The organism is Klebsiella sp. D-Nf1 (assembly GCF_002810515.1).
Lineage (GTDB): Bacteria > Pseudomonadota > Gammaproteobacteria > Enterobacterales > Enterobacteriaceae > Klebsiella > Klebsiella variicola.
Genome location: NZ_PIOK01000006.1, coordinates 23046 through 45471, shown reverse-complemented (window position 1 = coordinate 45471; position 22426 = coordinate 23046). Strand labels below are relative to the sequence as shown.

The following is a 22426-nucleotide window of genomic DNA, read 5'->3' as shown; positions in this document are numbered from 1 at the left end:
AACAGAAAAACGCCCGCTCCGCAAGGTGACGGAGACGGGCGTCGGGGGATCAGCGGCGGGCTTCGCGCCAGTAACCAATGAGCGTCAGGTAGTTGCGTTTCACTTCCTCTATCAGGGCCTCATCGCTGAGCTCACCCTGCATCCAGCGCCGCGACGGCAGGCCAAAGATGGTGCGCCCGACGGCGAAACCTTTGATCATCGGGTGTGCGGCCGCCTCGGCGAAACCGGCGCGCAGTTTGTCGGAAGGCGCGTCGAGGCCGAGGATCAGGATCCCGCGGCTCCACGGATCTTCGCGCTCGATAAGCGCGGTGATCTGCTGCCAGCTGGCGCTGGAGAGCGGCGGCAGCTTCCACCAGTCCGGCTTGATCCCCAGCTGATAGAAGTGTTCCAGCATGGTGTGGTAATGGCGCTCGTCTTTGTCCGGGCCATTTTCCGGCAGGATCACCTCCAGCAGCAGCTCATGGCCTGACTTGTTACAGGCCTGCCACACCTCGAGCAGCAGGGCGTCCTGCTCTTCACGCAGCGCCGCCGGGTCGGCAGGATGATAGAAGACCAGGCATTTGACGACATGCTCCAGCGGCCAGTCGATCAGCTGCGAGCCGATGTTGCCATGCTCCAGACGCAGCGGTCGCGAGCTGGGCAGCTCGATGGGGCGTCCGATCCACCAGCCCTTGCCGGTAATGGCGTTGAGCGCACGCTGGCCATAGGTGCCGTCGGCCAGAATGCCGCTGCGCTGATCGAGACCCGCCTCCTGCGCCGCCGCTTCGGCCGCGGCTAACAACAACAGCTTGAGCTGCGGAATGCAGGCTTCATCGCGCCCGGTCTCCCGTGCCAGGTCGGCCAGCTGTTTGCGATGGTCGAAGGCGAAAATGCACAGCTCCGGCCACTGCTGACGGCGGCTGGTGACCCGGTGCAGGTGGTTGAGGCGCTCGTCGACGTCCGGGCGCGGCACCGATTCGGCACGCAGCAGGTAGTCATCGAGTTCGACTTTGGTCGGCATCGCCGGCGCGCAGCCGTGGCGGGAGACCACCAGCGCCCCGCAGGCGTTGGCGTAACGGCAAGCCTGCTCCCAGCCTTCGTCGTTGAGCCAGCCGCGCAGCAGGCCAGACATAAAGGCATCCCCGGCGCCCAGCACGTTGAGAACCTCCACGCGCACGCCCTGCTGCAGCGGCACCTGGTCCCAGCTGTCCGGGATGTCGCCTTCCAGCACCACGCAGCCCATTGGCCCGCGCTTGCAGACGAGGGTGGCTTTGGTGGCATTGCGCACATTTTTCAGCGCGGTCAGGGTATCGGTGCTGCCCCCGGCAATATGAAACTCTTCTTCGGTTCCCACCACCAAATCGAACAGATGCAGCACTTCCTGCAGCTGGCTGGTGACCGGCCCGGACTCAATGAAACGGGTTTCGCCATCGCCGAGCGAGGTGAGCCCCCACAGCACCGGACGGTAATCGATATCCAGTGCGGTACGCAGGCCGTGACGGCGAGCGTATTCCAGCGCCTTCAGCACCGCGGCGCGGGTGTTGGCGTGGGACAGGTGGGTGCCGGTCACCGCCAGCGCCCGAGAGGAGGCAATATACTCCTCGCTAATGTCGTCAGGCGTTAAGGCCATATCGGCGCAGTTATCGCGGTAGAAAATCAGAGGGAAGGTCTCCTGATCCTTAATCCCCAGCATCACCAGCGCGGTCAGGCGGGATTTGTCGGTAATCAGATACTCGGTATCCACCCCGGCGCGGTTGAGCGTTTCACGCAGGAAACGGCCGTTGTGTTCATCGCCAACGCGCGCCAGCATGGCCGATTTCAGCCCCTGAATGGCGGTGCCATAGGCCACGTTGCCGGAGGAGCCGCCCAGATATTTCGCGAAACTGGCAACGTCTTCTAGCCGCGAACCGATCTGCTGGGCATAGAGGTCGACGGCCACCCGACCTATACAGATGACGTCGAGCCGCTTTACTGCTGCATTCATAGCTAGGATTTCCTTTTTGGTGTCTGCTGCCTGGAAGGGTCGGGATCCCGACGTCGACTCCGTGAACAGCCTGAGGGTTATTGGTTACCCTTAGTTTGAGAAATAAATATTTCATTTGCAAACTCGTTCGAAATTAAAAAACCAAAAGTGTGAGGGATCTACCACTCTGCCGCACTGAGCCTCGCGTGAGCGCGGATCGGCCCCTCTGTCGACCTGGGGGAAAATGAAACGCCGGAAGCGGTTTCTTTACCTATGATTTTTAAGGGGATATAGCCGTCTGGCGCGGCAAAACAGCGCCTGAAAACCTGTCAGGAATGTCAATGAAACGTATGAAATGGGTAGAGAGTTTGATCCCTCTCGCAAAATGAAATATTTCTTCTGTATTTGTATTTAATGAAAAAAATGTTTGCCTATAATCCACAGGTATTCCAGTGACGTGAACGACGGCCCCGGCGGCATCGGCGCGACGCCACACACAAATACTGAACAATAAGGATTGTGCATCATGGGCAAACTGAGACTGACGACGGCGCAGGCGCTGGTGAAGTTCCTCGATAACCAGTACCTGGAAGTGGATGGCGAAGAGCTGAAATTTGTGAAAGGCATTTTCGCGATTTTCGGCCATGGCAACGTCCTGGGGCTGGGGCAGGCGCTGGAGCAGGACAGCGGCGATATGCGCGTCTATCAGGGGCGTAACGAGCAGGGGATGGCCCACGCGGCCACCGGTTTTGCCCGCCAGGCACTGCGCCGGCAGATTATCGCCTGCACCTCCTCCATCGGTCCGGGGGCGGCCAACATGATCACCGCCGCCGGCACCGCCAGCGCCAACCGCATTCCGCTGCTGCTGCTGCCGGGCGATGTCTTCGCCACCCGCCAGCCGGACCCGGTGCTCCAGCAGATTGAACAGAGCTACGATCTCAGCATCAGCACCAATGACGCTTTCCGCGCAGTCAGCAAATACTGGGACCGCATTACCCGCCCGGAACAGCTGATGAGCGCCTGCATCAACGCCATGCGCGTCCTGACCGACCCGGCGGAAACCGGCGCGGTGACGCTGTGCCTGCCGCAGGATGTACAGGGCGAAGCCTGGGACTACCCGGAATCCTTCTTTGCGCGCCGCGTGCACCGACTCGACCGCCGCCCGGCCAGCGCCGCGCAGCTGGCGGACGCCGTGGCGGCCATCAAAGCCAGCCGTAAACCGCTGATCGTCTGCGGCGGCGGAGTGAAATACTCCGGCGCGGGCGAAGCGCTGTCCCGTTTCGCCGAGCGCTACGGGGTGCCCTTCGCCGAAACCCAGGCCGGGAAGGGGACGGTGGTCTCTTCTCACCCCCTGAACGTCGGCGGCGTCGGCGAGACGGGCTGTCTGGCGGCGAACCTGCTGGCGAAAGAGGCCGACCTGGTGATCGGCGTCGGCACCCGCTTCAGCGATTTTACCACCGCCTCGAAATGGATTTTCCAGCACCCGGAGGTGCGTTTCCTGAATATTAACGTCAGCAACTTCGACGCCTGGAAGCTGGACGGCATTGCCATGCTGGCGGACGCCCGGGAAGCGATGACCGCCCTCGACGCGGCGCTGGCGGACAGCGGCTGGCAGGCCGGCTGGGGCGCGCAGATCGAGAGCGTGCAGAGCCGTCAGTTAAAAGAGACCCAGCGCGTCTACCAGGCGGTGTGGCAGGAAAAATCCTTTGTGCCGGAGATCGACGATCATCTCGATCGCGAATCGGTGTATCGCGAGTTCCGCCAGATCACCGACTCCACCCTGACCCAGAGCAGCGTCCTTGGGGTACTGAATGAAACGCTGCCGGCCGAGGCGGTGATCGTCGCGGCGGCGGGCAGCCTGCCGGGCGATCTGCAGCGCGTCTGGCGCAACCGCGCGGAAAACACCTACCACGTGGAGTACGGCTACTCCTGCATGGGATACGAAGTCAACGCCGCGCTGGGCGTGAAGCTGGCGCAGCCGCAGAGCGAAGTCTACTCCCTGGTCGGCGATGGCTCGTTCATGATGCTGCACTCTGAGCTGGTCACCTCCCTGCAGGAGCGGGCGAAGATCAACGTCGTGCTGTTCGACAACATGGCCAACGGCTGCATCAACAACCTGCAGATGGAGCACGGGATGGACAGCTTCGGCACCGAGTTCCGCTACCGCCAGCCGGAAACCGGCCAGCTGCAGGGCGGCCTGGTGCCGGTGGACTTCGCCACCATCGCCGCCGGCTACGGCTGCAAAACCTGGCGCGTCACCACCCTGGACGAACTGCGCCACGCGCTGGACGCCGCCCGCCGCGAAACGGTCAGCACCCTGATTGATATTAAAGTGCTGCCGAAGACCATGGTGCACAAATACGGCAGCTGGTGGAACGTCGGGGTCGCCCAGACGGCGCTCTCTGAGCGGATCCGCAAGGTGGCGCAAATGATTAATGAAAAGCGCGCCCAGGCGCGTGATTACTAAAACGAACCTCTACCCTGAATCCTACAGACTTACGGAGAAAACCATTATGTCGCTCAAATTAGGTGTCATCGGCGCTGGCGCTATCGGTAAAGAACACATCCGTCGCTGCACCCAGGTTCTGCAGGGCGCCACCGTTGTGGCGGTGTCTGATATCAATGCCGACAACGCCCGTGCGGCGGTCGCGCTGCCGGGCGTGCAGGCGGAAGTCTACGCCGACGGCCACGACGTGATTAACGCCAGCGATGTCGATGCCATTCTGGTCACCTCCTGGGACCCGACCCACGAAGAGTACACCCTGGCCGCCATTGCCGCCGGTAAGCCGGTGTTCTGCGAAAAACCGCTGGCGATGTCTGCGGAAGGCTGCCGCCGCATCGTCGATGCTGAAATGAAGGCCGGCCGTCGTCTGGTGCAGGTTGGCTTTATGCGCCCCTACGACGAAGGCTATCTGGCGCTGAAAAAAGTGATCGACGATGGCGATATCGGCGCACCGCTGATGCTGCGCTGCGCCCACCGCAACCAGTCGGTCGGCGAGAACTACACCACCGATATGGCGATCACCAACACCCTGATCCACGAGCTGGACGTACTGCGCTGGCTGCTGAACGATGACTACCGTTCCGTACAGGTGCGCTTCCCGCGCTCCACCTCGCACACCCATGCGCGCCTGAAAGATCCGCAGATCGTCTCCTTTGAAACCAAAAAAGGCACCCTGATCGACGTCGAAGTGTTCGTGAACTGCCAGTACGGATATGACATCCAGTGCGAAGTGGTCGGCGAAACCGGGATTGCCCGTCTGCCGGAGCCGTCTGCCGTCCAGATGCGCAAGTCCGCCAGCCTGTCGACCGCCATTCTCACCGACTGGAAAGACCGCTTTATCAAAGCCTACGACGTTGAGCTGCAGGCCTTTATCAACGACGTCAAAGCCGGCCAGCTGCACGGCCCGTCGGCCTGGGACGGCTACGCGGCGTCGGTGGCGGCGGACGCCTGCATTAAAGCGCAGGGAACCAGCGAGCCGGTTGAGGTGACGCTGCCTGAGTGCCCGGCATTCTACAAACGTTAAGCGCGTTTTGCTGACGGAACTTCTTTGCACAGGTAACGACGATGAAAATTGCCTTTGATGTGGATGTCATTAAGGACCTCGGGATCACCCGCATGGTCCATCAGGTAGCGGAGTGGGGCTACAAGTACATTGAACAGTCGCCGCACCCGCAGATTAACCCGTTCTACAAGCACCCGCGCGCCAGCCGGGAGATCATGGCGGAGTACAAGCAGGCGCTGCGCGATACCGGCCTTGAGCTGTCGTCGTTTATCTGCGTCTACCGCTGGTCCGGCCCGGACGAACTGCGCCGTCAGGCGGCGGTGAAAAACTGGAAACGGCTGGTGGAAATTGCGGTGGAGATGGGCGTTCAGGTGATCAACACCGAGTTCTCCGGCGATCCGAATCAGCCTGAGATCTGCGATGAAATGTTCTATCGCTCAATGGAAGAGCTGTTGCCGATTTTTGAGCGGGAAGGCATCCGCGTGGAGATCCAGGCGCATCCCTGGGATTTCTGCGAAGAGAACAATGAAACCGTCGATATCGTGAAGTCGTTCCGCAGCGATAACGTGAAGTACGTCTACAGCGTGCCGCACACCTTTTTCTACGACAAAGGCGTCGGCGACGTGGCGAGCATGCTGCGCTACGCCGGGAGCGATCTCTCCCATGTCCTGATTGCGGACACCCGCAATCATACGAAACATTGCCGCTATATCGTTAACCCGCCGGGCGTGGATGCCGTGGTGCACCAGCACGTAGGCGTCGGGGAAGGGGATGTGGATTTCGACGCGCTGTTCCGCACCCTGCGCGAAATGAAATTCGCCGATCAGACCTTCAAGGTCGGCGGGGAGCCGATTGTCGCCACCTCGCTGTTTGGCTACCCGGAAAAAATGAAATACCAGGCAGTGGAAACCCGTGAACTCATTGAACGTGAATTGCTGCGCCGGTAAGGCGCAGCGGCAGGAGCCCTACTATGAACAAAGATAACGTCAAACTGGCTATCGCCCCGATCGGCTGGACTAACGATGATATGCCGGAGCTCGGCAGCGAAAACACCTTCCAGCAGATCGTCAGCGAAATGGCGCTGGCCGGCTTTACCGGCAGCGAAGTCGGCAGCAAATATCCGCGCGATCCGGCGGTTCTCAAGCCGATGCTGGACATCCGCGGCATTCAGATCTGCAACGCCTGGTTCAGCACCTTTTTCGCCAACGGCCAGCGGGAAAAAACCATTGATGAATTCGTCAATCACATGAACTTCCTTCATGCGATGGGGGCGAAAGTGATTGGCTGCTCCGAGCAGAGCGGCAGCATCCAGGGGCTGGATAAACCGATCCTCGGCGATGCGAAGCCGTGCTTCAGCGACGAAGAGTGGCAGCGGGTAGCGGAAGGCTATAACACCCTCGGTCGCCTGGCGGCGGAGAAGGGGATGCAGGTCTGTCTGCACCACCACATGGGCACCGGCATTCAGACCACCGCGGAAATCGACAAGTTTATGTCGCTGGTGGACGAGCGCGTCTTCCTGCTGTTCGATACCGGCCACGCCTGGTATTCCGAAGGCGGCGAAGCGCCGATGCTGGCGATCCTCAAAAAGTATCTGCCGCGCATCAACCACGTCCACCTGAAAGACGTCCGCCCGCCGGTGATCGACCAGGTGCGCCGCGACGGCCTGTCGTTCCTCGACGGCGTGAAAAAAGGCACCTTCACCGTCCCGGGCGACGGGGTGATCGATTTCCGTCCGGTGTTCAAGCTGCTGGACGACGCTGGCTATAAAGGCTGGATGGTAGTGGAAGCCGAGCAGGATCCTGCCCTGGCCAATCCTTTCGAATACGCCGTCAAAGCGCGCAAATATATCCGCGAAACGGCAGGGATCTAATCGTTGTGACATTTTCAGGTCATACCGGGTATGGCCTGCTTTTTTTCCTTTCACAACCGGACTCAGGGCTTAACCACGGCGCCGGACAGTTCCCTCTCCCGGGCCCAGGGCTCAACCACGGCGCCGGACAGTTCCCTCTCCCGGATTCAGGGCTTAACCACGGCGCCGTACCGTCCCCTCTCCCTCAGGGAGAGGGCCAGGGTGAGGGTGACGATGACGGGTAACGCGTCACTTCACTTCCGCCAGCGCGGTCTTATCCACATAAGGTTTCATCAGCGCATCGGCTTCCTTCTGCGCCGCCTGAACCGCCGCTTCCGGCGTCACTTTGGCATCATTGACCACCGCCGCCAGTTGGTTCTCCATCGCCTTACGCACCGCCACGGTCTCCCAGGTGGAGTACCACGGATGGGCGTACTTCAGCTGCTCAAGCGCGATCGCCGCCCGCGGATCCTGCTGCAGATAGGCCTTCATCTCCGGCGTATCATATGACGCCTTGCGCGGCGAGAAGTAGCCGGTGAAGCGGCTCCATGCGCCGTTCACGTCGGGGCTCACCAGATAGGTCAGGAACTGATACGCCGCTTTCTTCTGCGCCTCGTTGATGCCTTTAAAGCTCACCAGGCTGGCGCCGCCGATCGGCACCGCGCGCTGCTCTTTGGCCGGCAGCATTGCCACCCCAAGCTCAAAGTCTTTGCTGTTCTCGCGCATAAAGCCCAGCGCGCCAGTGCTGAGCATCGCCATCCCGAGCTTGCCGGAGAAGAACGCGGCGCTGATCTGCTTCGAGTTCAATACCCCGGACGGCATCACCTTGTCCTTGTAAATCAGATCCTGCCAGAAGCGCAGAGCGCCGATGGCGGTCGGCGAGTTGTAATAGACCTCGCCCGGATAGTCTTCGTTAAAGTATTTCCCGCCGTTGGCGCGTACCAGCGCCGAGAAGATCCAGCCGCCGTAGTCGTCGTTGGTCGACGGCAGCATGATCCCCCACTGGCCTTTGCTCTCGTCGGTCAGCTTTTTGGCATCAGCCAGCAGCTCGGCCCAGGTCTGGGGCGGCTGTTTGATCCCGGCCTGATCGAACATCGTCTTGTTGTAGTAAAGGATCGGCGTCGAGTTATGGAACGGGATCGCATAAGTGGTGCCCATCACCTGGGCGTTCTTATGCATCGCGGGCCAGAATTCCTTTTGCAGAAAATCGCCGGCCTTTTGATCGCCATATTTAAACAGCTCGTCCATCGGCAGGATCTCATCCTTCAGCGCCAGATCGGTGGTGAAGTTGGCGGACATGATCACCAGCGCCGGCGGCTGGCCGGCCTTCTGCGCCGATTCGGCTTTGATCTTGGTGGTGTCGTAGTTGCCGGTGAAGATGCCGCGCACTTCGACATCCTGCTGCGAGTCGTTGAATTGCTTAATGACGCGGGTCATCTCCATGGTCAGCTTGCCGTCCACCGGCGCCGGGAACATGAAGTCTATTTTTTCTTTCGCCAGCGCCGCGCCGCTCAGGGCAAGGCTGAGGCCAACCGCGACTAGCGTAAGAGGTTTAAACATGATCTGTCTCCATCAGTAAATTATGCTGGGTCTCAGCATGAAAAAGATGCACATCGGCAGGCGAAAAGCCGAGGATCAGCGACTCGCCTTTTTCCGGCACCGTGCCGCGGTGGCGGCGGCTAAAGCGCAGGGTGCCGATCGGGGTGCTGACGTGGAGCAGGTAGTCGGCCCCCATCAGTTCTCGTTGCAGAACGGTGGCCGGCAGGCGCAGATGGCCCTCCTCCACGCGGTCGGTAATATGTTCCGGGCGAATGCCCAGCCAGACGCGGGTCTGATCCCGGTGGCGCGGCGGCAGCGGATGGCGCTGTTCTCCCAACAGTACTTCACCGTTGGCGCAGGGCAGCGACAGGAGGTTCATCGCCGGCGAACCGATAAACCCGGCGACGAACAGGTTGGCCGGGTTGGCGTACAGATACTCCGGGCGCCCGACCTGCTGTACGTGGCCGCCGTTCATCACCACGATGCGGTCGGCCATCGACATCGCCTCGGTCTGATCGTGGGTCACATAGATCGTGCTGGTTTTCAGCTGCTGGTGGAGGGCCATAATGCTGTCGCGCACTTCGCTGCGCAGGCGGGCGTCGAGGTTGGAGAGCGGCTCGTCCATCAGGAACAGCCGCGGATTGCGCACGATCGCCCGGGCCATCGCCACCCGCTGGCGCTGGCCGCCGGAGAGCTTCGCCGGTTTGCGGTCGAGCAGCGCCTCCAGCTGCAGCATCTGCGCCACTTTGTCCACCCGCGGCTGCCAGCTGCTTTTCTCTTCCTTGCGCACCTTCATGCCGAAGGTGATGTTGTCGCGCACCGACAGATGGGGGAACAGGGCATAGTTCTGGAAGATCATCGCGAAGTTGCGCTCGCGCGGCGTGGTGGCGGTAATGTTCTCATCATGCAGCCAGATTTGGCCTTCGCTGACCGGCTCCAGCCCGGCGAGCAGGCGCAGCAGGGTGCTTTTCCCGCAGCCCGACGGGCCGACCAGCACCACGAATTCGCCTTCGTGAATATCCAGCGACAGGGCGCTGAGCGCCGGTTTGCCGTCGAAACGTTTACTGATGTTTTGCAGACTGAGCATGGCGGTTAGCGCTCTTCTGTTGGGCAACTGATGTTTTCGTCATACAGCCACGGCCCGGCGTAGTGGGCCAGCGAGTGCTGATAGCTCACCCACTGCTCGCCGACCTGACGGTGCATCAGGCACGAAGCCGGAGAGAGGTCGTAATAGGGCCGGGTGTCTTCGTGGCAGTACGGCACCTGATGGACGGTGCCGGGAAGGGTGGAGATCAGCGCCTGGCGATACTGGGTCATGGTCAGGCTGTGGTTGTGGCCGCAGAAGATGCGCGTCAGCGACGGGAAACGTTCCACCAGCGCCAGCAGACGGTGGCCGTTTTCGCAGGCGATCGGGTCCATCTGCGCATTGCCCAGCGGCAGCGGCGGGTGGTGCATAAACACCGTTGCCGGTTTGTCGCCGCCCTCGAACAGCTGCGCCTCCAGCCAGCTGATGGTCTCGTCGGTCAGCCAGCCTTTTGACGTGCCGGCGCGACTGGAATCGATAAACAGCAGGCGGGTGGCGAAGTCATCCACCGCATAGCGCATATTTTGCGGATCGTTGCCCAGCTGCGGGCACAGCGGGTGAAGATGCTCCAGAAAATGGGCTTTGTCGTCGTGGTTGCCAGGGATCAGATACAGCGGATAGTTCAGGCTGCCGAAGATCTGGCGGGCCACCTGATACTCCTCCGGGCGGCCGCAGTTGACGATATCCCCGCTCACCACCACCGCGTCCGGGCGTTCGCGCAGCGCGTTAAGCTGGGAGACCACGTCGGCGTTGGCGGCATTGACGTCGATAAAGCCGTACAGCTTCTCGCCGCGGCTGCGGAAATGGGTATCGGAAATGTGCGCTAACAGCATGAATCACTCCTTATTTGATCCCGGAGAAGCCGAAGCTCCGCAGGAACTGTTTCTGAAAAAGGATAAACGCCAGCATCAGCGGCAGGCAGACCATCAGCGTCCCGGCACCGATGGTGCCCCACTGGCCGCCGGATTCGGCGCCCATGGCGAAGGAGACCAGCCCGACGGTCAGCACCTGCTTATCGGGATCGTTGAGCATCATCAGCGGCCACAGGTACTCGTTCCAGTGGTAGGTAATGCTGACGGTGGCGAAGGCCAGCACCGACGGCCAGGACATCGGCAGCAGCACGCGGAACAGCACCTGCCACCAGCGGCAGCCCTCCATCAGCGCCGCCTCTTCCAGCTCTTTCGGGATGGCGAGGAACGCCTGACGCATCAGGAACACGCCGAACGCTGAGGTGAAGTAGGGCATCATCACCCCGGTGAGGGTGTTGAGCAGGCCGAAGGTTTTCAGGGTCAGCATGTTCGGCACCATCATCACTACCGGCATGATCATCAGCTGCACCAGGAACAGGAGAAACAGCGTCTGCTTGCCGCGAAACTCGTGGCAGGCGAAGACGTACCCGGCGGTGGTGATGGTCAACAGCTGCACGAAGAAGGTGCCGAAGGTGAAGATAAGGGTGTTGGCGTACAGGCTCAGCCAGTCGGCGCTGTTCCAGGCGTCGCGGAAGTTATCGAGGGTCAGCGGCAGGCGCGGCAGCAGCGAGGCCATATCTTCCCCGAAGGTGGTAGCGCTGAACGAGGTGGCCAGCATCCAGATAAACGGGCTGATCCACAGCAGCGCCAGGCAGCACATTAATACCGTCAGCGTAAAGGGCGACGAGCGGCGCAGGCGCAGCCACAGCGGACGGGCGGCGGCGGGCGTGCGGACCAGCAGCGGCGAGATTTCAGCGCTCATAGTGGGCTCCTTTCTCCAGCAGTTTCAGGTTAATCAGCGAGAAGGCGAACAGCCCGGCCAGGGTCAGGAAGGTGGCGGCGGAGGCTTTGCCGAGGTCGTGGGTATCCCAGGCGAGATTCTGGATGTAATAGAGCAGCACGGTGGTGGCGTTATCCGGCCCGCCGCGGGTCATCACCGCCACATGGTCGATCTGGGTGATGGAGTAGATCAGCGCGGTGGTGATCACAAAGCTCAGCGTCGGGCGCAGCAGCGGTAACGTGACCTTAAAAAAGACCTGCGTGCGGGTAGCCCCCTCCATCAGCGCCGCTTCCCGCGTCGAGGCCGGAATGCTCTGCAACCCGGCGAGGAAAAACAGCATGTAATAGCCGGCAAACTTCCACACGCCGATCAGCGCCAGGGCCAGCAGCGCGCTGTTGCTGCGCCCCAGCCAGTTGTTGTTCATCGGGCCGAACAGCTTCGCCAGATAGTGGTCGAGCAGGCCGAGGCCGGGCATAAAGATAAACAGCCACAGCGCGGCGGCGCTGACCATCGGGATAATCATCGGGAAGAAGAAGGCGGTGCGCAGCCAGCGGTTGACGCGATGGTTCTCGCTGAGGGCGACCGCCAGCAGCAGGGCGAGGGTCACCCCAGGCACCACCGTCAGCAGGATATAGAGCAGGTTATTGCCCAGCGACTGCCAGAAGACGTTATCGGCAAACAGGCGGGCGAAGTTATCCAGCCCGACGTACTGCGCGCCGTCGCTGGCCATGCGGGTATCAAACAGGCTGTCATACACCGAACGCCCCAGCGGGAACCAGGTAAACAGCAGTAAAAACAGCAGGGAAGGCGACAGGATAAGCCAGGGAAGCCAGGTCTTTCTCATGGTGACGCGCATCTCGTTCAGCCATTTATCGAAGCCCGGATTGTGGGAAGCAATGACTACAGAGGCATGGCGGGGAGATGACGGTTTGATGAAGCGACGGGGAAAACGCCGGGCGAGCGGGCCGCCCGGCGGGAGAGAACCATCAGAAGTCGGCTTTCAGCACCGCGCGGTAGCGGGCTTTGCCTTCGCGAACGTGCTTCAGCGCTTCGTTAATTTGCGACATCGGGAACAGCTCGGTGGTCGGGGCCACCTTGCTGCGCCCGGCAAACTTCATCAGCGTGCGCAGTTCGGACGGGTTACCGGTCGCCGAGCCGGAGATGCTGCGGTCGCCGCCGATAAGGGTAAAGGCCGGCACCGGGAACGGCTTCATCACCGCGCCGACGGTATGGAAGTTGCCGCCGTAAGCCAGGGCTTCGAAGTACGGCTGCCAGTCGAGGTCCACCGCCACGGTGTTGATGATCAGATCGAACTGACCGGCCAGCGCTTTTAAGGCTTCAGGATCGCGGCTGTTCACCACGCGATCGGCGCCCATCGCCAGCACTTCCTGCTCTTTGGCCGGGTTGGAGCTGAAGGCGGTCACTTCCGCGCCCATCGCCCGCAGCAGCTTAATAGCGATATGGCCGAGGCCGCCGATGCCGATCACCCCGACGCGGCTGGTGGCGGTGACGTGGTGGGTCAGCAGCGGTTTAAAGACGGTGATGCCGCCGCACAGCATCGGGCCGGCGGACGCCAGATCGATGCTCTCCGGCAGGGGGATCACCCACTGCCAGTCAGCGCGCAGCTTATTGGCGAAGCCGCCGCGGTTAAGAATGGTCGGCACCGAGCCTTCCAGACAGTTGATCTGGTTGCCACTGATGCAGGCGTCGCAATGGCCGCAGCTGCGCGCCGTCCAGCCGATGCCGACCTCCTGGCCAATCTTCAGCCCTTTATCCTGCGCCGCGCTGCCCAGCGCCGCCACCCGGCCAATCACCTCGTGACCGGCCACCAGCGGGTAGCTCGACATCCCCCATTCGTTGTCGATCATCGACAGGTCCGAATGGCAGATCCCGCAGTATTCCACCTCAACTTCGACATCTTCCGGCTGCAGCTCGCCGGCATCGTACTCCCACAGCGACAGATCGGCGCCCGCTTCTTTGGCGGCGTAGCTTTTAATGATGCTCATGTTCATTTCCTTGGGGTTGGCGTAATAACCCAGAAAGTGTAGAGCATGGCATTCCACGGCGCTTGGCAATCGGAGGGGTCGCGAAGCGGGCGGACCAGCCGCCCGTTAAGGTCAGCGGCTGGCGAGCGGCCACTGATTAAGGCGGATGCCGCGCTGCGGGGCGTTCTCGGCAAAATCATCCAGCACCGCCTGCACATCCGGGTCGAGATAGCCGACGCTGTCGTGCTCGACGATCACCACGCTCTTTTCCGGAATTTTCGCCAGCAGAGCCAGCAGATGCGGATTGTGCATAAAGGTCAGATTCTGCTGGATGCGCAGCACGTAGTGGTCATCGTAGCGCGCCAGCTGCAGCGAGTGGCGATGGCTGCGCCAGAGGCTGCACGCCATCTGGGTGGCAAGACCAATCCCGATCCCCGCCAGCATGCCGAAGGCGATAATCCCGCCGATGGTGGCGAGGAACGGGACGTACTGCGCCGCACCCTGGCGGAACTGCTCGATGAACAGCCGCGGCGTCGCCAGCTTATAGCCGGTATACAGCAGCACGGCGGCGAGGCTGGCGAGCGGGATTAAGGTCAGCAGGCCGCTGAACCACAGGCCGCAGATCAACAGCAGCACGCCGTGGATAAAGATCGACAGTTTGCTCTGCGCGCCATTGCTGACGTTGACCGAACTGCGGACGATGACCGCGGTGATCGGCATCGCCCCCAGCACGCCGGAGAGCAGATTGCCCACGCCCTGGGCGACCATTTCGCGGTTCGGCGAAGGCGGTGGATTTTGCGGACGCAGTTTTTTCAGCGCCTCCTGGCTGAGCAGGGTTTCCAGGCTGGCGACCAGCGCCAGGGTCACCGCCACCACCCACACCGACGGATTGCGCCACGCGCTCCATGCGGGAGACTCCAGCTCGCCCAGCAGATCGCCGAGGCTGCCGAACGCTGGCAGGGTAATACGCGGCAGAGTGGCCAGCTGCTGCGGCGCAAAATGGGTCAGCAGCAGGGTGGTCACGCAGCCGAGCAGGACGGCGATCAGTGGCCCGGGGATCCAACGCAGGCTCTTCACCCGGCGGATAAGCGGCGAGCCCCACAGCCAGAGCACCAGCAGGCCGCCCGCGGCGACGGCAATCGCATTGACGGAGAAAGCGGCATTGCCCTGAACCACATCGGCAAGGCCGGTCTCTTCCGCCGTGCCGAGCGCGACGGGGATCTGCTGCATAATCAGCAGGATGCCGATCGCCGCCAGCATGCCTTTGATGACGCTGGCGGGAACCAGCGAGATAAAGCGCCCGGCGCGCAGGATGCCGAACAGCAGCTGCAGCACGCCGGCCAGCACCAGCGCCATCAGGAAGACGGAGAAGGAACCCAGGGATTCAATGGCGGCGACGACGATGGTGACCAGTCCGGCGGCGGGGCCGCTGACGGCGAAGCGGGAAGGGCTGAGGGCGGTGACGACCAGGCCGCCGATGATGCCGGTCAGCAGGCCGACGAAGGGCGGTAAGCCGCTGGCCTGGGCGATGCCGAGGCACAGCGGCAGGGCGACAAGGAAGACGACGATGCCGGCGAGAGAGTCCTGACGAAGCGTGTTCATGGGGCGTGCTCCTGCGGTGAGAGGTGTTCGACGAGGGTGGTTAAATGGCCGGAAGCCAGATCGTAGACACAGCCGTGCAGGCTGAGCGGCCGCCCGCTGGCGAGCACCGTCTGCACCGGTTCACTCTCCAGCAGACGGGCGAACTGGGCGCGAACGTTGGCTTCCACCAGAGCGTCCAGCGCATGGCGAGAGGGCTCCGCGTCGGTGCTGGCGCCGGGGGAGGCCGCAACACAACAGTCATCGGCGATCTGCGCAATTTCGTGATGCAGGGTGTGGCGCAGCTGGCCGATGCGGCGAGCCAGCGCCGAGGACTCCTGCGCCAGCGGCAGGGTGGGCAGAGAGAGCGCCGCCTGCACGCCGCCGCAGCCGTAGTGGCCGCAGAGCACCACCCGCTCCACCTCAAGGTAGTGGAGGGCATATTGCAGGACGCTCATGACGTTGTCGTCGGCGGGATCGAGCATGTTGGCGATATTGCGGTGGACAAAGAGCTCGCCGGGCTGGCTGCCGGTGAGCACCTCGGCGGGCACGCGGCTGTCGGAGCAGCCGATCCACAGCGAGTGGGGCCGCTGCCCGTCGACCCATTTTTCGAAATAGTCCGGGTCATGCTGACACTTCTGCAGCGCCCAGCTGCGGTTGCGGGCCAGCAAAGGTTTTAACGTCGTCACAAGTATTCTCCTGAGTTAATTCATCGAGTGAATATGTCCATCAAGACTCGTACAGCGACTAGTAAAAATAGTGTTTACCGGAACCCTTCACGCCTGAGGAAAATCCTGGAATAAACGGCAAAAAGAAAACTTTTCATTAATGTAAAGTTATAAAAATATTTATGAAATTAATATTTGGCTGCGGAGCGAGTGAATAACAAAAAAGCATTGGCTAAAACTTTCTGGAATATATGGGAATAGTGGTGGGTGGGGTTAGGGGAGATAGTTGGGGATTGGATGTTGGGATGGATGGGGTTTGTTGGGTTGTGTTGAGGTATGCGGGTGAGAGTGATGTGAGAAAAACTTGAGATAAGTTTGAGTGGGACTTGGGTGTTATTGAGGGGGTAATGGCTGGCAGGGGGAGTTGTGGTCGCGGGAAGGGCGATGAGGTTTGTAGGTGGCATTGGTGCCCTGAAATAGCGGCAAAAGGTGACGCCGCGCAGGATAGCGCTGTTTTTTTCAACACTTAGCGCAATGACGACACGCTGTCGCTTGCATGGCCGCCGCCGACAGGTATAATCCAGAACGTTTCCGCATCCCCTTCAGTGCCGAAGTGGCGAAATCGGTAGACGCAGTTGATTCAAAATCAACCGTAGAAATACGTGCCGGTTCGAGTCCGGCCTTCGGCACCATCGGAACATCAATAGACGTCAACGGACGTCTTTTTTTGTGCCTGAAATCCAGTATCCGCAAGGCTTTCCTCGCTTTTTCACTCAACAGAAGTCAATCTGAGTCAACCCACATCAAGTCGCTTGTGAGTATAGAACCGAGTATATATGTTGGTTCGATAATGGTTGTATACTCACTTCGGCACATGGAAGGAGAACTTTTATGGCTCTGACAGATATCAAAGTGCGTTCTGCAAAACCACAGGAAAAGGAGTATACCCTTGTCGATGGGGATGGCATGTTTTTGCTCATTCACCCTAACGGCTCAAAATACTGGCGGTTCCGCTTTCGCTTTGGTGGTAAGCAGCACCTGATGGCATTTGGGGTTTATCCTGAAACGTCATTGGCTGATGCTCGTCAAAAAAGGGAAGAGGCCAGAAAGCTGGTTGCTGCAGGCATCGATCCCCGTGAACACAAACGTGCAGTGAAAGAAGAGCAGACGAAAGAGGCTATTACCTTTGAGTCAGTTGCCAGAGAGTGGCACGCAGCAAATAAAAAATGGACAGAAGAACATAGCCGACGGGTGCTGAAGAGCCTGGAAGATAATTTGTTCCCAGCAATTGGGAAGCGGAGTATTGATAGTTTTAGTACGCGCCATCTCCTTGTCCCTATCAAAGTAGTTGAGGCTACAGGGCGTCTTGAAGTGGCTTCGCGTCTTCAGCAGCGTACCAATGCGATTATGCGTTATGCAGTGCAAAGCGGTTTGATCGATTACAATCCTGCTCAGGAGATGGCTGGGGCAGTTGCTTCAAGTAATCGTGTCCATCGACCAGCACTTGAACTGAAACGCTTACCTGAACTACTCCAGCGAATTGATAGCTACTCCGGACGACCTTTAACCCGTCTGGCTGTTGAGCTCACGTTATTAATCTTTATTCGTTCCAGTGAGTTGCGCTTTGCCCGTTGGCCAGAGATCGATTTTGAAAGGGCAAAGTGGACAATCCCGGCAGAACGAGAAGCTATAGAAGGTGTTAAGCATTCACAGCGTGGCTCGAAAATGCGTACACCTCATTTAGTTCCCTGTCTCGTCAGGCATTAGTAATCCTTCAACAGGTCCACAAGATAAGTGGTGATCGTGACTTTGTTTTCGTTGGCGATCATAACCCTCATAAGCCCATGAGTGAAAACACGGTGAACAAGGCACTGCGCGTCATGGGATATGACACGAAGGTTGAAGTTTGTGGGCATGGTTTCAGAACAATGGCCTGTAGCTCGTTGATTGAATCAGGGTTGTGGTCGAGGGATGCGGTAGAGCGTCAGATGAGCCATATTGAGCGTAACTCTGTGCGTGCGGCTTATATCCATAAGGCGGAGCATTTGGATGAACGTAGGTTGATGTTGCAGTGGTAGGCGGATTATTTGGACACAGTACAATGTAAAGCAATGACACCTTTTGAGTATGCTAAACATCATCAATCTTTGTGAAAATGGTAGCGGGCAGCCTAAATCTGACTTTGTAGTTAAGATTGTCGAGGCAATGTAAGATACCAACTTAGTTCTATCTCTGATCAGCACCTAACTTATCAGTTAGTTTTGATGTGTCTTGTAGAAGCTAACCTATTGTTTAGTTTCTAAAAACTCATGAGTACTAAAGGCTTAACTTATTGTGTTTTAGCTATTTTTTTTGTTTTGTGATACTGGATATTCATAACACTTTCATTAATGTTCATTGTTGGGCAAAATTAAGCTCACAACGATTCTGTAGGCGGTATTGATTTCTGAAAAGAAGGGCCGGAATCCAAAACTTGTTGATAAGTTGGGTAACACATTGATTGTCATAGATTTTTTTTGTGGTTGTGGTGGGGCTAGCGAAGGGCTGCGTCAAGCTGGTTTTGACGTTGAGCTTGGTATTGACATCGACGCACAAGCCTCTGAGACCTATAAAGCCAATTTCCCCGATGCTACTTTCATTTTTGATGATATAAGAAATGTAAGTGTTGAAAAAGTGGCAAATTCTATTGCATTCAAAAGTGCAAATGGTTTACTTCTCAGCGCATGTGCTCCATGTCAGCCATTTTCGCAACAAAATAAATATAAAAATGAGGATGATGAAAGAATCTCTCTACTTGATGAAACTCATCGCTTTGTATCAACACTCTTACCAGAATATATTATGCTTGAAAATGTTCCGGGAATCCAAAAGATTGATGGAAGCAAAGAAAGTCCATTTACAAGATTTATTTCATTGCTAGATAGCTTGGATTATAAATATGTTTATTTTGTAGCTAATGCTGAAAAGTATGGAGTTCCGCAACGAAGAAAGCGCTTTGTATTGTTGGCCAGTTTACTAGGGCCGATTACAATACCTGAACAAACACATGATACTGATAATTCACCAGTAAGAACGGTAAGAGATTTTATTGAAGAATATCCTAGGCTTGAAGCCGGTGAAGTTGATAAAAATGATGAGTTACATCGTGCAGCTGAACTGACAGAACTTAACCTAAAAAGAATAAAAAATACACCTGAAGGTGGTGATCGTAGAAACTGGCCCTTGGAGTTAATTAATGAGTGTCATAAAAGTTATACAGGTCATACTGATACCTACGGTCGAATGTCATGGGATAAACCTGCACCAACATTAACTACTAAATGCAATAGTTATTCAAATGGTAGATTTGGTCATCCAGATGTTTCACAACATAGAGCTATAAGCATTAGAGAGGCATCAAGATTACAAACTTTTCCGGCTGATTACATTTTTAAAGGTGCATTCAATGCTATGGCTAAACAAATTGGCAATGCTGTACCTTGTGAGTTAGCTCGTCAATTTGGACTCCATTTTCTTAAACATTACGAGGTCTTTAAAAAGGGGAAGAAAAATGGCTAAATTTAGGACAAGAGCCAGAACCTTAGATTTATTGGGGCGCCAACAGATTGCAGGTATCCCCACGGCGATCAATGAACTGCTTAAAAATGCTCATGATGCTTATGCGGATTGTGTAGATATAGACTATTTTCGTAAAGAAAGTATTTTTGTGCTCAGAGATGATGGTTTGGGCATGTCTAAATTAGATTTTGAAAATAGATGGCTCACACTCGGAACAGAGTCAAAACTTAAGAATTCAAATACTTCACTTCCACCTGTAGATAAGGGCAAAAAACACAGAAATCAGATGGGCGAAAAAGGCATTGGCCGTTTAGCGATAGCCTCGATTGGAAAGCAAGTTTTAGTTATAACAAAGACAAGACAAAATAAGGAATTAACTGCAGCATTTATTAATTGGCAAATATTTGAACTACCAGGTTTGAATCTTGATGACCTGACTGTCCCGGTTAAAACGTTTAAAGAAATGCCTGACTTTTCTCAAATAGACTCAATGAAAGATGAGTTAATCCATTCACTGGATGATTTGCTACAAAAAGAGTTAATTAGTAAAAACAAATATGCTGAAATTATTGATACAATTTCTTCATTTAATATTTCCCCTAAGCTATTCAGTAAAAGACTTATCCGTTTCAAATCATTAGAGAATGACAGTTCTAGTGGAACAATATTTTTTGTATCTCCTGTTGATGATATTTTAAATTCTGATATCGATGGAGATGATAGCAGTAAAGAAGCTACAAAAATTGAAAAGATGTTAATGGGTTTTCATAACACCATGACCATCTCCCATCCTGAACCTTTATTGGATATCGTTTTCAGGGATTATCGTAGCCATGACGATACATATGTTGATATAATTGATAAAGAGCACTTTTTTACAAGTGAGGACTTTGAGCAGGCAGATCATCATTTTCATGGTTATTTCGATGAATATGGACAATTCAAAGGTAATATTAGAATATATCATGAGAAAACCTTTGAGCATATAGTTAATTGGTCTGGGAATGGTTACAATCTTACTAATTGCGGCCCATTTGAGATAAATCTAGCATATGTGCAAGGTGATAGAAGACACTCAATGATGGCTAATGAAGATTATGCGAGGGTAACATCAAAATCCGACAAGTTTGGCGGCCTTTATATATATAAGGATAATATTAGAATATTACCTTATGGTGACTCTGATTATGATTATCTAGAAATTGAAAAAAGACGCTCTAAACATGCTGGATTAGCATTTTTTTCCTACAGGAGAATGTTTGGTATTATAAGTCTATCTCAGAAAGATAATTTTAAATTAAAAGAAAAGGCTGGTCGTGAAGGATTCATTGAGGATCAAGCGTATAAACATTTACGAGATATTCTTAAAAATTTCTTCATTCAGCTAGCAGCGGATTTTTTCAGAGATGACTTGAAGGCCGGTCCTAAAGCTGAGTTATGGGCTGCCAAGAGAAATGAGCTTTTATCATCTCATAAAGCTCTGGAAAAAAGGGAGAAACAAGCTAGGACAAAAAAATTAAAATTTGAGACGGCGCTTAATTATTTTTTTGAGAATAACGCTAACGGATTAATTGAGCAAGAGGTTAACAGTATATTAGTTAATGGCGAACAATTATTTAATAATATTTACTCACTGAAAGATCCAGATATTGCCAGCCAAAGAATTATTGATATTGAGAGCCAGATAAGAGAAAACATTATTAGTTATAAGCGTACTATTCTTGTTCCAGCTCCTAGAGGATTTTTATTAAGGGGAGAGTTGAAACAGGACTATAATACATATCTAACTGCTATCAATGAGTTAGAGGTCGGTTGCTTTCAACCAGCGATATCTAGAATAGATAAATTAGTTGAAAAAGCCATTAATGAATATCAGATCAAAATTAGTAAACGTAAACGCCTCGAGCAAGCAGTCGATTTTATTTCAACAGAAGCTAAAAAAATAAACATCGAAAAAAGAAAGATTACACAGCAGGTTGCTCTTGATATAAATAAAAGAGTCAAAGATCTAACATCTGATCTCATGATTGATTTAGATAATCAAATAAGGGTAGTGAAAGATAAGTTTAAGCATATTACTATTGCGAATGAATCAGATATTGACTTAGTTGTAAAAAGAAATGAGTTAGCAGCAGAAATTACGGCAGTTAGTGAAAGGAATACTAGTGTCTTAGATGCCGTTATCAGGCAACTTGAGGGGATATATTGGGAAAAAGATGAGGATAACAATTATATCACTAATGAACAAATCACCGATGCTCTTGGTGAGGAAGTAGAAACGCTTAGGGAACGAATACATGCCGATGTTGAGCTTAGCCAATTGGGGTTAGCCGTTAGTATTATCCATCATGAGTTCAACAGCACGGTGCGTTCAATACGTACTAGTCTCCGTGATTTAAAAGCTTGGTCTGATGTAAATGAAGACCTTGACGGAGTATATAAAAATATAAAAGTTAATTTTGAACATCTAGATGGATATCTGAATCTTTTTACTCCTTTGAATAGAAGATTACAAAGAAAAAAAGAAGAGATTAAATTGCTGGAAATAAAATCATTTCTAATTGATCTATTTAAAAATAGAATGGATAGACACAGAATTTCATTTAAACATACTAAAGGATTTGCCAAAGGTATGCTCTTTGGATTCCGTTCATCCTTTTATCCAGTGTTTGTAAATGTAATTGATAATGCAATTTATTGGCTAAATGAAAGTAATGTTGACGATAAAACCATACGGTTACATGCAGATGAACATGGCGCTGTTTATATTTCCAACAACGGTTCGCAGATTGATGAACGCGATAGAGATAGAATATTTGGCCTAGGATTTTCCAGAAAAAATAATGGCCGTGGAATGGGATTGCACATCAGCAATGAAGTTCTTGAAACAATAGGATATCATTTGACTTTGGATGAGCCTAGAGATGGTTCAACAGTGACGTTCAAAATTTCCATGGTGGAAGAATAA

At 55.3% G+C, this 22426-nt stretch carries 15 protein-coding genes, 1 tRNA gene and 1 pseudogene; 8 read left to right on the top strand and 9 right to left on the bottom strand.

Annotated features, from left to right (window positions below; genetic code table 11):
* Positions 1-49 precede the first annotated feature (49 nt).
* Positions 50-1963, bottom strand: coding sequence for a bifunctional 5-dehydro-2-deoxygluconokinase/5-dehydro-2-deoxyphosphogluconate aldolase (locus CWM54_RS21015; protein ID WP_100681677.1), 1914 nt, complete (start codon positions 1961-1963; stop codon positions 50-52).
* Positions 1964-2468: 505 nt separating this feature from the next.
* On the opposite strand from CWM54_RS21015, the gene iolD reads away from it, so the two are divergent.
* The 4 genes from iolD to iolE are packed head-to-tail and all read left to right on the top strand — an operon-like array spanning position 2469 to position 7318.
* Positions 2469-4409 carry a 3D-(3,5/4)-trihydroxycyclohexane-1,2-dione acylhydrolase (decyclizing) gene (gene iolD / locus CWM54_RS21010; protein WP_023291779.1) on the top strand — a complete coding sequence of 647 codons (1941 nt, stop codon included), beginning with the start codon at positions 2469-2471 and terminating at the stop codon, positions 4407-4409.
* A 46-nt stretch (positions 4410-4455) separates the two neighbouring features.
* Positions 4456-5469, top strand: a complete 1014-nt coding sequence (locus CWM54_RS21005; protein WP_004152192.1) for a Gfo/Idh/MocA family protein — start codon at positions 4456-4458, stop codon at positions 5467-5469.
* A 41-nt stretch (positions 5470-5510) separates the two neighbouring features.
* Positions 5511-6395, top strand: a complete 885-nt coding sequence (locus CWM54_RS21000) for a sugar phosphate isomerase/epimerase family protein (RefSeq protein ID WP_100698377.1) — start codon at positions 5511-5513, stop codon at positions 6393-6395.
* Between the two features lie 23 nt (positions 6396-6418).
* Complete coding sequence (gene iolE / locus CWM54_RS20995) at positions 6419-7318, top strand: myo-inosose-2 dehydratase (RefSeq protein WP_080930503.1); 900 nt, start codon at positions 6419-6421, stop codon at positions 7316-7318.
* Positions 7319-7546: 228 nt separating this feature from the next.
* Here the strand turns inward: iolE and CWM54_RS20990 are convergent, their stop codons facing one another.
* From CWM54_RS20990 to CWM54_RS20955, 8 genes are all read right to left on the bottom strand, one after another.
* On the bottom strand, positions 7547-8857 hold the full coding sequence (locus CWM54_RS20990) for an ABC transporter substrate-binding protein (protein WP_064166226.1): 1311 nt from the start codon (positions 8855-8857) through the stop codon (positions 7547-7549).
* Entirely contained in the window at positions 8850-9923 is a 1074-nt protein-coding gene (locus CWM54_RS20985) for an ABC transporter ATP-binding protein (RefSeq protein ID WP_048271434.1), read from the bottom strand. The genes CWM54_RS20990 and CWM54_RS20985 overlap by 8 nt, the downstream gene beginning before the upstream one ends.
* Before the next feature lie 5 nt (positions 9924-9928).
* Positions 9929-10753 carry a phosphodiesterase gene (locus CWM54_RS20980; RefSeq protein ID WP_100698375.1) on the bottom strand — a complete coding sequence of 275 codons (825 nt, stop codon included), beginning with the start codon at positions 10751-10753 and terminating at the stop codon, positions 9929-9931.
* 10 nt (positions 10754-10763) lie between these two features.
* Positions 10764-11651 carry a carbohydrate ABC transporter permease gene (locus CWM54_RS20975; protein ID WP_040152710.1) on the bottom strand — a complete coding sequence of 296 codons (888 nt, stop codon included), beginning with the start codon at positions 11649-11651 and terminating at the stop codon, positions 10764-10766.
* A complete protein-coding gene (locus CWM54_RS20970; protein WP_004146807.1) occupies positions 11641-12525 on the bottom strand; it encodes a carbohydrate ABC transporter permease in 885 nt (294 codons plus the stop codon). Before CWM54_RS20970 ends, CWM54_RS20975 begins: the two co-directional genes overlap by 11 nt.
* Positions 12526-12655: 130 nt before the next feature.
* Complete coding sequence (ahr, locus tag CWM54_RS20965) at positions 12656-13675, bottom strand: NADPH-dependent aldehyde reductase Ahr (RefSeq protein ID WP_100698373.1); 1020 nt, start codon at positions 13673-13675, stop codon at positions 12656-12658.
* Between the two features lie 111 nt (positions 13676-13786).
* Complete coding sequence (locus CWM54_RS20960; RefSeq protein WP_100698371.1) at positions 13787-15256, bottom strand: SulP family inorganic anion transporter; 1470 nt, start codon at positions 15254-15256, stop codon at positions 13787-13789.
* Positions 15253-15921, bottom strand: coding sequence for a carbonic anhydrase (locus tag CWM54_RS20955; protein ID WP_100698369.1), 669 nt, complete (start codon positions 15919-15921; stop codon positions 15253-15255). The genes CWM54_RS20960 and CWM54_RS20955 overlap by 4 nt, the downstream gene beginning before the upstream one ends.
* 586 nt (positions 15922-16507) lie before the next feature.
* Here CWM54_RS20955 and CWM54_RS20945 point away from each other — a divergent pair.
* From CWM54_RS20945 to CWM54_RS20930, 4 genes and pseudogenes are all read left to right on the top strand, one after another.
* Positions 16508-16592: transfer RNA gene (locus CWM54_RS20945), tRNA-Leu, on the top strand.
* Positions 16593-16791: 199 nt separating this feature from the next.
* Positions 16792-17978, top strand: a pseudogene (locus CWM54_RS20940) (tyrosine-type recombinase/integrase).
* A 418-nt stretch (positions 17979-18396) separates the two neighbouring features.
* A complete protein-coding gene (locus CWM54_RS20935) occupies positions 18397-19458 on the top strand; it encodes a DNA cytosine methyltransferase (RefSeq protein ID WP_100698367.1) in 1062 nt (353 codons plus the stop codon).
* A complete protein-coding gene (locus CWM54_RS20930; RefSeq protein WP_100698365.1) occupies positions 19451-22426 on the top strand; it encodes an ATP-binding protein in 2976 nt (991 codons plus the stop codon). Before CWM54_RS20935 ends, CWM54_RS20930 begins: the two co-directional genes overlap by 8 nt.